Origin of the sequence: Clostridium sp. AM34-11AC (genome assembly GCF_003435375.1) — a bacterium.
Classification (GTDB): domain Bacteria; phylum Bacillota; class Clostridia; order Lachnospirales; family Lachnospiraceae; genus Pilosibacter; species Pilosibacter fragilis.
This window is the reverse complement of record NZ_QWGL01000021.1, coordinates 47,320-60,436: the sequence shown is the minus strand read 5'-3', so window position 1 is coordinate 60,436 and position 13,117 is coordinate 47,320. Positions and strand designations below refer to the sequence as shown.

General features: G+C 47.6%; 10 protein-coding genes. 7 read left to right on the top strand and 3 right to left on the bottom strand.

Annotated features, from left to right (window positions below; all coding sequences use genetic code 11):
- Window positions 1–209 precede the first annotated feature (209 nt).
- On the bottom strand, window positions 210–1,520 hold the full coding sequence (locus DW826_RS12310) for a hypothetical protein (protein WP_117471065.1): 1,311 nt from the start codon (window positions 1,518–1,520) through the stop codon (window positions 210–212).
- Window positions 1,521–1,937: 417 nt separating this feature from the next.
- On the opposite strand from DW826_RS12310, the gene gdhA reads away from it, so the two are divergent.
- The 4 genes from gdhA to DW826_RS12290 all read left to right on the top strand — a co-directional run bounded on the left by gdhA (window position 1,938) and on the right by DW826_RS12290 (window position 6,680).
- Window positions 1,938–3,290 (top strand): NADP-specific glutamate dehydrogenase, encoded by a 1,353-nt coding sequence (gene gdhA / locus DW826_RS12305; RefSeq protein WP_015555083.1) that lies wholly within the window; start codon window positions 1,938–1,940, stop codon window positions 3,288–3,290.
- A gap of 292 nt (window positions 3,291–3,582) precedes the next feature.
- On the top strand, window positions 3,583–4,527 hold the full coding sequence (locus tag DW826_RS12300) for a D-2-hydroxyacid dehydrogenase (protein WP_015555082.1): 945 nt from the start codon (window positions 3,583–3,585) through the stop codon (window positions 4,525–4,527).
- Window positions 4,528–4,609: 82 nt separating this feature from the next.
- On the top strand, window positions 4,610–5,791 hold the full coding sequence (locus tag DW826_RS12295; protein ID WP_015555081.1) for an amidohydrolase: 1,182 nt from the start codon (window positions 4,610–4,612) through the stop codon (window positions 5,789–5,791).
- Between the two features lie 145 nt (window positions 5,792–5,936).
- Complete coding sequence (locus DW826_RS12290) at window positions 5,937–6,680, top strand: zinc ribbon domain-containing protein (RefSeq protein WP_015555080.1); 744 nt, start codon at window positions 5,937–5,939, stop codon at window positions 6,678–6,680.
- Window positions 6,681–6,760: 80 nt separating this feature from the next.
- Here the strand turns inward: DW826_RS12290 and DW826_RS12285 are convergent, their stop codons facing one another.
- Entirely contained in the window at window positions 6,761–8,194 is a 1,434-nt protein-coding gene (locus DW826_RS12285; RefSeq protein WP_117552847.1) for an amino acid permease, read from the bottom strand.
- A 242-nt stretch (window positions 8,195–8,436) separates the two neighbouring features.
- On the opposite strand from DW826_RS12285, the gene DW826_RS12280 reads away from it, so the two are divergent.
- The 3 genes from DW826_RS12280 (at window position 8,437) to DW826_RS12270 (ending at window position 10,894) form a co-directional block, all read left to right on the top strand.
- The gene (locus DW826_RS12280; protein ID WP_117552846.1) at window positions 8,437–8,661 is read left to right on the top strand and encodes a hypothetical protein; all 225 of its coding nucleotides are present in this window, start codon (window positions 8,437–8,439) and stop codon (window positions 8,659–8,661) included.
- Between the two features lie 121 nt (window positions 8,662–8,782).
- Complete coding sequence (locus DW826_RS12275) at window positions 8,783–10,090, top strand: putative ABC transporter permease (protein ID WP_117505224.1); 1,308 nt, start codon at window positions 8,783–8,785, stop codon at window positions 10,088–10,090.
- A gap of 75 nt (window positions 10,091–10,165) precedes the next feature.
- Window positions 10,166–10,894, top strand: coding sequence for a purine-nucleoside phosphorylase (locus DW826_RS12270; RefSeq protein ID WP_117552845.1), 729 nt, complete (start codon window positions 10,166–10,168; stop codon window positions 10,892–10,894).
- A 161-nt stretch (window positions 10,895–11,055) separates the two neighbouring features.
- On the opposite strand, the gene pckA is transcribed toward DW826_RS12270, so the two are convergent.
- On the bottom strand, window positions 11,056–12,660 hold the full coding sequence (gene pckA / locus DW826_RS12265) for a phosphoenolpyruvate carboxykinase (ATP) (RefSeq protein WP_117552844.1): 1,605 nt from the start codon (window positions 12,658–12,660) through the stop codon (window positions 11,056–11,058).
- Window positions 12,661–13,117 lie beyond the last annotated feature (457 nt).

The window sequence follows — 13,117 nt, the reverse complement described above, 5'->3', positions numbered from 1 at the left end:
TATCTACTTTTTCTTGAAATACCCAAAACTCAGAAAGAACCAGGATGCAGTCCCGGCGGCGTTTTTTATGGTGCTATATGTCTGAAAGAAGCTGCCGATCATCACGAGTGACCACTTCAGCGCAAAATGTACTTTGACATACTCTTACAGGTGATACAAAAGACCGCACCCCGCATGAAATGTGGCGGAGCGCGGTCTTTTATAATAGCCTAGAAGAAGGTCCGGATAAAATTATTCTTGCAGAACCGGTACTGTCTCGTCGGCCGTCCTTTGCCTTCCTGCTTCTGGGATTCGATCTCTTCTATTAAATTGGAATCCAGAAGCTGCTGTAAAATACGGTTGCAGCTGCGGCTCGTGATGTTGAGCCACTGGGACAGGGAGGCGGCTGTCATGATCGTGTCTTTATCCATCTGGAAGAGGCCGACGATCTTTAAGAGATTGCTCTCATTGATCCCATTGCTCTGGGAATAGTCCAGCGCTTTTGTGTTGGAATAGCTGTAATTTAAGGATCGCGTAAGAGAGAGCGGGCCGGTGAGGGCATTGTCCTCGCCGGAGATGACAAAACCGTCATTCTTTCCGTATTTGACAGCCTCCTGCAGGGCAAGATCTGCCTGATAATGACTCTCACCGAGAGATTTTCCGAATCCGGCGCCGAGACGGAATTCCAGATCGCCTTTCTGATCCAGAAAAGCGATGAGATCCTGGATACGGCTGAAGCTGCTCTTGTAGAGATCACTGTCGAGATCCAGCTCAAACCGGTTGGAGACTGCGTGAAGTGAGAAATCGTACGCGTACTCTTTTCGGAAATCAAGAAGATATTTGTGAAGGGTGATCTCCAGATATTCCCGGTCCTGTGAGGAGATATTATCCGGATAGACAAGCTTTATGAGGATCACGAGCTTGTTGAGCTGGTTCTTCTGTTTTAAGCGGATAGAATTGATTGCGTGCCGGATGGAATCGCGGACCATCTCCTCCGTGGGGAGAAAGTGGATATAGGGGATCTGAAGCTTGTTGAGAACCTCCAGCTGGTTTGTGGTCCGCGTGAACATCATGTCGATCTTTTTACTTTCCCAGAGCTCCACAGCCCGCTCTTTTAAGGTTTCATAGTTATAGACAGGATTTTCAAAGCAGTAAGGCATATGTTCCGGATCCAGATATTTCTTTAAATTCATAAAATCATTTACCGGAGTCAGAAAATCAATATAGAGTCTGTTTAGCGGAACATCCGGGTAATGGATTACAAAATTTAACAGGATGGACAGCAGAGTCTTTTCAGTATAGGAGATAAAGGTACATGGGACCTTCAGATCATCCACATGGGTCAGAATATAGGAGTAACCAAGTTCCCCGGAGAAAAACAGCACATCGGAGATGTCCTTACACTGTTCGTATATGTCTTTAATTTCTTCCAGATTTTCGTAAACGTACCTGTGAAATACACATCCAAAGTCGTTGTGTTCGATCGCTTTATCGATGACAGCCATTGATTTTAAAGGACTTATGATACTGATGCTGATCATGGCCGAACCTCCCTTTTTTTATATAAGGACATGCTATTAATGACAGGCATGTCGATAAATCAGCTTTTATAAGAATCGTACCACAGATTGTTGACAAAGTCAAAAGGGTATGTTAGAATAAAGACAAATAAAGGACGTAAGCAAAATGAGTCCCAAATAAATCAAGAGATTTGTAAGATTTGTATTGAGGGAAATGCGAAAGCTTCCAAATCGCGAGATACAGCGAGAAATCCTGTATACATAGTGAAAAACAACGTATTATATATGATATTTAAACTATATATACAAAAGATACAAAAGCTTTCTCGGAGATCCAATTAAGGACTTGATTTGGGATTCGTGAGCAGGGAAAAGTCTTTTATTGGTGCAAAATGGCACAGGGGTTTAAGAACCAACATTTAAGGAGGTATTTGCGAGATGAGCAAGTATGTTGAGAGGGTAATTGAGGACGTAAAGACTAAATATGCTAACGAGCCGGAGTTCTGCCAGACTGTAGAAGAAGTATTATCTTCCTTAGGTCCGGTTGTAGATGCACATCCGGAGTATGAGAAGGTTGCCCTTCTTGAGAGAATGGTAATCCCGGAGAGAGTTATCGAGTTCCGTGTTCCGTGGGAGGATGACAACGGAAACATTCATGTAAATACAGGTTACCGTGTACAGTTCAACGGAGCAATTGGACCGTACAAGGGAGGTTTAAGATTCGCACCGAGTGTAAACCTTTCCATCATGAAATTCTTAGGTTTCGAGCAGACATTCAAAGACAGCTTAACAACACTTCCGATCGGCGGCGCTAAGGGTGGTTCCGACTTCGATCCGAACGGCAAGAGCGATAGAGAAGTTATGAGATTCTGCCAGGCATTCATGACAGAGTTATATCGTCACATCGGTCCGGATGTCGATGTTCCGGCTGGTGACCTTGGTGTTGGCGGACGTGAGATCGGTTATCTGTTCGGTCAGTACAGAAAACTTAGAGGAGCTTACGAGAACGGCGTATTAACAGGTAAGGCTCGTTCCTTCGGTGGTTCCTTAATTCGTCCGGAAGCTACAGGTTTCGGTGCTGTTTACTACCTTGAGTCTGTTATGAAACATGAGCATGACACATTAGAGGGTAAGACAGTTGCAGTTGCTGGTTTCGGTAACGTAGCTTGGGGCGTTGTACAGAAATTATCTGAGTTAGGTGCTAAGCCTGTTACACTTTCTGGCCCGGATGGATACATCTACGATCCGGACGGAATTACAACAAAAGAGAAATTCGACTTCATGCTTGAGATGAGAGCTTCTGGACGTAACAAAGTTCAGGACTACGCTGATAAGTTTGGCTGCAAGTTCGTAGCTGGAGACAAGCCGTGGGGCGAGAAAGTTGATATCATCATGCCGTGTGCTACACAGAACGATGTAGACCTTACACAGGCTAAGAGAATCGTTGCTAACAACATCAAGTACTACATCGAAGTTGCTAACATGCCGACAACAAACGAAGCTCTTAGATTCTTAATGGATCAGAAGAACATGGTTGTTGCTCCGTCTAAGGCTGTTAACGCTGGTGGTGTTCTTGTATCCGCTCTCGAGATGAGCCAGAACAGCGAGAGAATCTCCTGGACAGCTAAGGAAGTTGATGATAAGCTTCATCAGATCATGACAGAGATCCATGATGGTTCTGCTGAGTGCGCTGAGAAGTACGGCCTTGGTTACAACCTGGTTGCAGGTGCTAACATGGTTGGTTTCCAGAAGGTTGCAGATGCTATGATGGCTCAGGGTATCGCTTGGTAGTTTGAAGCGAGTCTCAAATATGACAGCTTCCGATTTGCGAAAACTGCATAAAGAGCATTAGGTTCTGAATATTGGGGATGCTGTCGGGGAGTGTGTCCGACGGCATCCCTTTTAAGTTGTTGGCGTCTGCGAGAGGGCGTTGACGGCATGACGGCTATTAAGAAAATAAAACATATTCGCGAAAATGCTTTACAAAATTAGTTTGGTTTTGTAAAATATAATGAGAGCAGGGTAATTCCTGTTCACTGAGGGTTTGGGGAATAATTTCATTTCTTGAAAGGAGAATTTTATTATGAATTGCCTTATCATTGATAAAGTATGGGGTGGTATCGCTGAGGAACTCAGCAAATGCATGAACGTTAAAACAGCTGACAATCTTCCGTCCAGCAAAGAGCAGCTTATCGCTGAGATCGGTGATGTTGATGTCCTGATCATGCGTGTAGACCCGAAGATCGACAAAGAGATCCTCGACGCAGCTAAGAACTTAAAGGTTATCGGCGTTTGCTCCGTTGGTTTAAACCATATCGATATGGAATATGCGAAATCCAAAGGAATTCAGGTATTCAACGCACCGGGCTTAAACGCAAACGCAGTAGCAGAGTTAACAATTTCCAAGATGTTAGACATCTCCCGTGGAACCTTTACAGCAAACTACGATGTAAAATATAACCATGAGTGGGATAAGTACAAATTCGAAGGCCGTGAGTTAAGAGGAAAGACTCTTGGTATCATGGGATTCGGCCGTATCGGTCAGCGTGTAGGCGAGCTTGGCCGTGCATTCAAGATGAACATCGTTGCTTACGATCCGTTCCTTCCGGACGACGTATTTAAGCAGCAGTGCGCAACAAAGGCTTCTATCGACGAGCTGATCAAGGTTGCTGATTTCATCTCCATCCATGTACCGCTGACACCGGAGACAAAGAATCTCTTCAATAAGAAATCCATCGCTGAGATGAAAGACGGCGCTGTTGTTCTTAACATGAGCCGTGGCGGTATCGTAAACGAGGCTGATATGTATGAAGCTCTGAAAGAGGGTAGAATCGGCGGCTACGCAGCAGACGTTATGGAGAACGAGCTTGCAGGCAGCGGTTTAACAGGTAATGATACATTCGCAAGCCCGCTGTTCGAGTGCGATAACTTCATCGTATCCCCGCACATCGGCGCTCAGTCTGTAGATGCTTCTAAGGACATCGGTGTTCATATCGTTGCTAAAGTTAAAGAGGCTCTTGGTTTATAATTCAGAGAACTCAGAAGAACCCGGAGACGGACTGTCGCCGGGTTCTTTTCATTAAGACTTCAAAAATAAGGAGGACATAAAAATGGGCACAATTACGGAGTCAGCAAAGGCTTTCATGCCGAAATTATCTGAAATCAGAAGAGATTTTCACATGCACCCGGAGGTTTCCCAGCATGAGGAAAGAACCGGAAAGAAGGTAGCAGAGTATCTGAAGGAGATGGGATGCGACGAAGTATATGAAAATGTCGGCGGATACGGTGTAGTGGGAGTTATCAAGGGAAAGAAAACGGGTAAAGTCGTTGCTCTCCGTGCGGATATGGATGCATTACAGATCCAGGAGATGAATGAGGTTCCTTATAAATCCCAGAATGACGGTGTTATGCATGCCTGCGGACATGACAACCACATGACGGGTCTTCTTGGTGCTGCAATGCTTCTCTGCGAGAGAAGAGAAGAGATCGCCGGAACGGTGAAACTGATCTTCCAGCCTGCGGAGGAGATGTCTCCGGTTGGCGGATCCAGAGGAATGCTCCATTCCGGATATATGGATGATGTGGAAGCTGTATTCGGTCTTCATGTATGGCCGGATCTTCCGCACGGCAAGATCGGGGTGAAGGCAGGCCCGTTAATGGCTGCAACAGACCACTTTACGATCAATATCCATGGTAAGACTGCCCATGGCGCAAAACCGAATCAGGGTATTGACGCTGTTGTTCTCGGGTCCCAGTTCGTTATGGCCGCACAGACCATCGTCAGCAGAAAAGTTGATCCGCTTGACAATGCTGTTGTGACATTCGGTATTTTTAACGCAGGAACAAGATACAACATTATCGCAGGTGACTGTACACTGGACGGAACCGTTCGTACATTAAATGAGGACACCCGCGCGATGATCGAGGATTCTATGAGAAAGACTCTCGATGGTCTCTGCTTACAGTCCGGCGCAACTGCTGATATCAACTATGGTCATGGCTATCCGGCACTTGTAAATCATGAGGAGGACGCTGAGCTGATCCGCAATACAGCAATCAAGCTCTTCGGCAAAGATGATGTTGTGGATGTAAAACTCCCGGCTATGCCGGCGGAGGACTTCTCCTTCTATCTGAAAGAGAAGAAAGGCGCGTTTGTATGGCTCGGTACCGCTAAACAGGATCAGGATCCGGTATGGCCGTTACATAACAGCCGTTTTGATGTGGACGAGGATATCCTCTGGAGAGGTTCTTCCCTGTTAGCACAGACTGCGATCGATTATTTAAATAAATAATGGATGATCCTGGGGCGGCGGTTGGAGTAGAACTCCGGCTGGTCGCCCTGCTTTGTCTATGTGGTCAGCAGTTGAAAATACATGGTGAAACCACGATAACGAAAGGGGTCCGTTTGGAGGATTCCTTACAGCAGGAGGAAACGATATGACAGCAGGAAACGCGATCCTCATCGTCGCGATCGTGACTGGGCTGGGTCTGATCGGAGCTCTCTTTTTTGTGATGTTTAAGATCCGGCAGATTTCGCGGGAATTTTTCGGAACCTCGAGTCTGATCGAAGGGCTGAAGCGTCAGGAAGCGCTGGAGGACGATACGCCGAAGTCGGTGTCTGGAATGACGAGGGTGGAGCTTCCGCGGATCGAGAAGGATTTCCCAGAGTTTCACTGGCCGGAGTGGAAGCAGAGGTGTGAAAATCAGTTAAAGGGCTATCTGGAGGCGCTGGAGCACCGGGATCTCTCTTACCTTGGAAAGGTGTCTGTGTCCTTAAGGGATCAGGTACGGCTGAAGATCGAGGAGATGGAGGAGAAGGAGATCCGGGAAGAATTTGACGCGATCCATGTCCATCAGACGGAGATCTCCAGATACGACAAAGATCCGGGAAAATGCCGGATCCGGATCCAGTCCGCGGTGGAGTACCTGCACACATTAAAGACGCCGGATAAAAAGAAAAATGTGGAGCAGGAAAAAGAACAGCACCGCTTCAATATGGAGCTGGTCTACATCCAGGATATCACAAAGATACGCGCTGGCGAGACCGCTATCGGTGTCAGCTGTCCCCACTGCGGCGCACCGATCGCCGGTCTTGGCGATCGCGTCTGCCCATACTGCGGCGGCGCCGTGGAACCGGTGAATGTGAGAGTGTGGGAGCTGCATCGGATCGAGGAAGTGTAAATTGAAATGAACTGAAAAAACTCTGGAATTCTGATATTTTTGATCAGAATACTCCAGAGTCTTTTTGTCATTGAAATAAATTATTTTGCCTTTGCAACTTCCCGCTTTTTGATCTCCGGTAAGATCAGACCAAGTGCTGTGAGCACTACCGGTGTGATTACATTTAATGCTGTGGAAGCGATATCGCCTTCAACATACATTCCGAGGAGACAGCAAGCTGCGGTTACGAAGAAGCACCAGCCGCCTGCAACAAGGGCAACTGTCTGGTTCTTTGTAAATTTGTACTCCGGGTTGAACTTGTTGAGGGATTTTCTGAGAGCAATGTATGCTGCGAATACCCACAAGTAACGAAGCGGCATGGTTACAGAGTTCAGTTTGTTTAACTGAGTCAGAACGGATGCAGCACCCGGTACGAAGGACTGGATCAGGATGATGCTGCCGGATAAGCAGATAACCATCTTGATACCGTTGATGTATGCGCCATGCTCATTCTTCTTTAAGAGGCCGGACGGAACGAACTGTCTTGCGTCCTCGTTGTCAAGAAGTATACGAAGCGGAGCGTCGATACTTAATACAAGTGTGGAGAACTGACCGATGGCGTTGCATGCTGCGTAGATAACGAGCAGGAGGTTGCCAACATGGTAGTACTCACCGAGCTTCTGGAAGGACCAGTAAGCGCCGTTGGAAACGTAGGACTTGAAGCTGTCTGTGCTCTCGTTGATGACAGCCGGATCAAACATCATGCCCATCGCGATACTTCCGAGGATCGCGCAGACCATAACCATAACGGCTAACATGATCATACCCTTCGGGAATCCCTTGGACGGATCTTTTACCTTATTTACATAAGGGGAGATCTTCTCGCATCCGCCGACTGCGAATACAAGGATGGAGAGGGATGTGAAGTAGTTCACGTTGAACTGCGGGATCAGACCTTTTACTGTGTAATCAGCAGATACGAAACCGCCGTTCGGGTTGATTGCCGGAGCTGCGAACATCATTAAGATGAACAGGATGGACATTACGAACATACTGGAACCAGCGATCGTTGCTAATTTCTTTAACGGGTTTAAGCCGCGGCTTGCAACCCAGCAGAAGAACAGGAAGACAGCGAGTGTTGCCATCTGTACAGCGATCGTCGGGAATGTGTCGTAAGTGGAGCCGTTCTGGAATACCATCCAGCTTAATGCCTTTAATCCGCCGCTTCCTTTACTTGCGATGTAAGTTACATGGCAAGCCCAGTAAGTCCAGCCAGCGTAATAAGCGCATTTCGGGCCGATCGTTTCGTGGATCCAGGAGCTCACGCCGCCGCCGGACTGTTTGAACGCGGAGCCGAGCTCACCTACCATCAGGGCATACGGCACGAAATAGAGAGCGAACATCAGAACCCAGCTGAAGATTACCTGTACTCCGTTGAAGTAAACGAAGCCATTCAGCACGTTTCCGAATCCCCAAACCGTGGAGAATGCCATGAAGGCCAGGGTGTACCAGTCGATTTTCTTGGTGTTTTCCATAAGAAACCTTCCTTTGATATAAAATTGTATTTGTCCGCGTAACACGAACTTGTCTAGTATAACATATAATTATGGAAATATGAACAATTTTTTATGAGAAAAAAATGGAAATCAATTAAGAAAATTTGGTAGAAAACCATAAAAATGCAGGAAAAGGTCGGATCGAAAAGATTTTCTAAAGAAAAGGGGGGGACAGAGAGAAAAATGAAAGGGATGAGGGATTGGGGCAGCGGTGTGGAAATATGAATGAAAAAACAGATGTCCTTGCGAGAAGGACAAATATGACAAAAGTCATGGAAAAAGCGGAGAATCCACTGCATATTTATTCGGAATATTGGATGCAGGGGTGCGGTGGGAGATGCCCTTATTTAAATAGGAAAACTTTGAAAAAACGAAATAAAAGAAACATATTCTATATGAAGAAGAAATGTGGTAGAATATCTGGATACATGTTCTGCTTTTTATAGAAGCAGGATGAAAAATAAGGGAATGAAAAAGCGGAGGACCGTATTCCGGGGAACAGATGCAAAAATGAGGCAATGCTTCCGGGAAAACAAAAGAAAAATCAGGAGAGGATAGGTACAAAATATGGGGTATACAGGATTTGAGCGACTGTGGCTGTTCTTTGCGTTCAGCTTTTTCGGCTGGGTCCTCGAGACGGTGACAGCGGCAGTGCGGCAGAGACGGTTTGTAAACAGAGGTCTCGTGAATGGGCCGTTCTGCGTGCTTTACGGTATTACGGGAACCGCGATGCTTGTTGTCTGCCGGGAACTGCATGGAATCTGGCTGTTTCTCGGCAGTATGATCTTTTCGACCCTGGCGGAGTGGATCGCTGGCCATGTGATCGAGAGGATGTACCATGAGCGGTGGTGGGATTATTCCCACATGAAATGGAACCTGGACGGATATATCTGTGTGCCGGTGTCTATCGTATGGGGCGTTCTTGGTGCCGCTACGATGCGGTGGGGTGCACCGGTCCTGGTGCGGGTATTCCGGATGCTCCCGCGGACTCCGGGGCATCTGATCGTGTGGATTCTGGCGGCTGTGCTGGCGATGGATGTCACGGCGACCTTATGTATCTTATCCGGCAGAAGCCGCAGAATCCGCCAGTGGGAAGGCGTGGATTCCTGGCTCACAGGTGTGAGCTCAAGGCTTGAGCGGAAGATCTATGGCTGGGTGGACCGCCGTATCCAGAACGCCTACCCGGAGGCGGTATACCGGGAGGAGCTCCAGGCGGAGGCTGAGCAGAGAAAGACGATATTCGCCTACGGCCTTTGTTTTTACAAGATCGCGCTGCTTCTGGTAGTCGGCGCGTTCCTCGGAGATATCGTGGAGACGATCTTCTGCCGGGTGACGGCGGGCGTGTGGATGAGCCGCAGCAGCTTTGTCTGGGGACCGTTCAGCATCGTCTGGGGCGTGGCCCTGGCTGCGGCGACGATGCTGCTGTACCGCTACCGGAAGTATTCCGACCGGTTCCTGTTCTTTATGGGAACATTCCTCGGCGGTGCCTATGAGTATACCTGCAGCGTTTTGACAGAAATGCTCTTTGGAAAAGTTTTCTGGGACTACAGTAAGATTCCGTTTAACCTTGGCGGGCGGATCAATCTTTTGTATTGCTTTTTCTGGGGAATTGCGGCTGTGGCATGGATCAAGGGTATCTACCCGGTAATGTCCGCCTGGATCGAGAAGATTCCGATAAACTTCGGAAAGGCAGCGACATGGCTTCTCCTGATATTTTTCTGCGTGGACATGGCGGTCTCCGGGCTGGCCCTTGTGCGAAGCAGTGAGAGGGAAAAGGGAATCCCAGCGGATTCCGCTTGGCAGCAGGTGATGGATGAGCATTATGGGGATGAGGTGCTGAAAAAGATCTATCCGAATGCGCTGAAAGTGGAGTAACCATGGTTTCCGGCAGACAATCCGGTGAAATTATGGTAGGATATACATATGAAAGAAAAAGGAGCGTGAATACAGATGACGATGCATAATCATGCCGAAGTCGGCGAAATTTCTGAGCGGATCGTCCTGGTAGGAGATCCGAACCGGGCGAAGTATATCGCGGAACATTATCTGGAAGATGCGGTGCTTGTGAATGATGTGCGGTGTGCGTACTGCTATACGGGAATGTTTGAGGGAGTACGGGTATCTGTGATGGCAGTCGGAATGGGCGGACCGTCCATGCTGATCTACGCCACGGAGCTCTGCAGGGATTATGGCTGTAAGATCCTGGTGCGGGCAGGTACCTCCGGCGGCTACCGGGACGATATGAAAAACTTCGATATCGTCCTGTCCCAGGCGGTCAGCACCACCAGCGGAATCAACGACAACATGTTCAACGGACATTTCTCACCGGTGGCAGATTTCGGGCTTTTGAGCACCGCGAGAAGCATTGCGGATGAGGAACATCTCGTGACGTACGTGGGCGGAACGGTCTGCAACGACAGACTTTACCGCGACGAAAATTATAAGTCGAAGATGTGGAAGAAGTACGGCATGCTGTGCTCTGAACAGGAGGGCTGCGCATTTTATACGGCGGCAGCAGAGTTTGGATGCCGGGCTCTGATGATGGTGGGAATCACAACAGGAATCCGCTATGACGAGAACGGACAGGAGATCTTTGTGGACCTTCCAGAGCGGGAACATGCCCAGTCCATGGATGATCTGGTACGGCTGGCGCTTAAGACGGCGGCACATGCGGAGTAGAGAGCGCTGAACAGGAAAGACCAGCTTATAGTAGGAGCGGATCCTGCTGGCTCAGAATGTTAAGGATCGTAATAGTGATAAGATGCAAAAAGAGGACACTGCACGTTACATGCAGTGTCCTCTGACATTTATCAGCTTATAAAGCTAAATCAGTAAGACGATCAGATCTGCGGGCCAGCGGCAACGAGAGCCTTACCAGCTTCGTTACTCTCATATTTTGCAAAGTTCTTGACGAATCTGCCGGAGAGGTCTTTTGCCTTCTCTTCCCAGTCAGCAACGTTTGCGTATGTATCACGCGGGTCGAGGATCTTGGAGTCAACGCCCGGAAGCTCAGTCGGAACTTCGAAGTTGAAGTGCGGGATCTTCTTTGTCGGTGCGTTTAAGATATCGCCGTTTAAGATCGCGTCGATGATTCCACGGGTATCTTTGATGGAGATACGCTTGCCGGTTCCGTTCCAGCCTGTGTTAACGAGGTATGCCTTAGCGCCGCTCTTTTCCATCTTCTTAACAAGCTCTTCCGCGTATTTTGTCGGATGGAGCTCCAGGAATGCCTGACCGAAGCAAGCGGAGAAGGTCGGTGTCGGCTCTGTGATTCCGCGCTCTGTACCAGCAAGCTTTGCTGTGAAACCGGACAGGAAGTAGTACTTTGTCTGCTCCGGAGTCAGGATGGATACCGGCGGAAGTACACCGAATGCATCTGCGGAGAGGAAGATCACGTTCTTAGCTGCCGGACCTGCGGAGATCGGGCGAACGATATTTTTAATATGGTCGATCGGATAGGATACACGGGTGTTCTCGGTTACGCTCTTGTCAGCGAAGTCGATCACACCGTCTTTATCAAGTGTTACGTTCTCGAGAAGAGCATCGCGCTTGATCGCGTTGTAGATATCCGGCTCGGATTCTTTATCAAGGTTGATAACTTTAGCGTAGCAGCCGCCCTCGAAGTTGAATATTCCGTTGTCGTCCCAGCCGTGCTCGTCATCACCGATCAGGAGACGCTTCGGATCTGTGGAAAGAGTTGTCTTACCTGTTCCGGAAAGTCCGAAGAAGATCGCTGTGTTTTTGCCTTCCATATCTGTGTTAGCGGAGCAGTGCATGGATGCGATGCCCTTTAACGGAAGGTAGTAGTTCATCATGGAGAACATACCTTTCTTCATCTCTCCGCCGTACCAGGTGTTGATGATAACCTGCTCGCGGCTTGTGATATTGAAGACAACAGCTGTCTCGGAGTTTAAGCCGAGTTCCTTGTAGTTCTCAACTTTTGCTTTGGATGCGTTATAAACAACGAAATCCGGCTCGAAGTTTTCAAGCTCTTCAGCAGTCGGCTTGATGAACATGTTCTTTACGAAGTGTGCCTGCCAAGCGACCTCAACGATAAAACGGATCGCCATGCGGGTGTCTTTGTTTGCGCCGCAGAATGCGTCGACAACGAAAAGTCTCTTGTTGGAGAGCTCTTTTAATGCGATATCTTTTACTGCCTTCCAGGTTTCCTGGGAAGCCGGATGGTTGTCGTTCTTATACTCGTCAGAAGTCCACCATACAGTATCTTTGGAATTTTCATCCACAACGATAAATTTATCTTTCGGTGAACGGCCGGTGTAGATACCGGTCATAACATTAACTGCTCCGAGTTCGCTGACCTGTCCTTTTTCGTAGCCTTCGAGTTCCGGCTTCATTTCCTCCTCGAATAACATCTCGTAAGACGGGTTGTAGACGATCTCTGTGGTTCCGGTGATGCCATACTTGCTTAAATCAATCTTTGCCATCGCTTATCTAACCTCTTTTCATAAATTTGGTCCCGACCGCAGTGGGGCAGGACTATCGTCTTGTACATGTTCAGGGTTGAACAGGTACCATTACCTGGAAATTTTACAGGCAATAATGATATCTTTCACTTCCATTATACATGAAATTTGGACAAAATCAACAACAAAATGGCAGACTTTGTTAAAATAATGTCATTCTTTTGCCGGATGCTGTTTTTCATACTGAAATTTTAAGAAAATAAAGTAAAGACATTATTTTCGAAGAAAAAGCAGAAATATGAGGTTGACAAAATTAGATAGTTGTACTATCATCCAATTTAGATGATGGTACAACTATCTGGAGCAAAATTGTGTTAAAATTTGCATAGTGGTGAGACAGGACGGATATGAACGAGGGAGTCCGCCGGGATTTACGATATTGTAATTCTATGGAACAGGAATAAGATACGCAGATAGC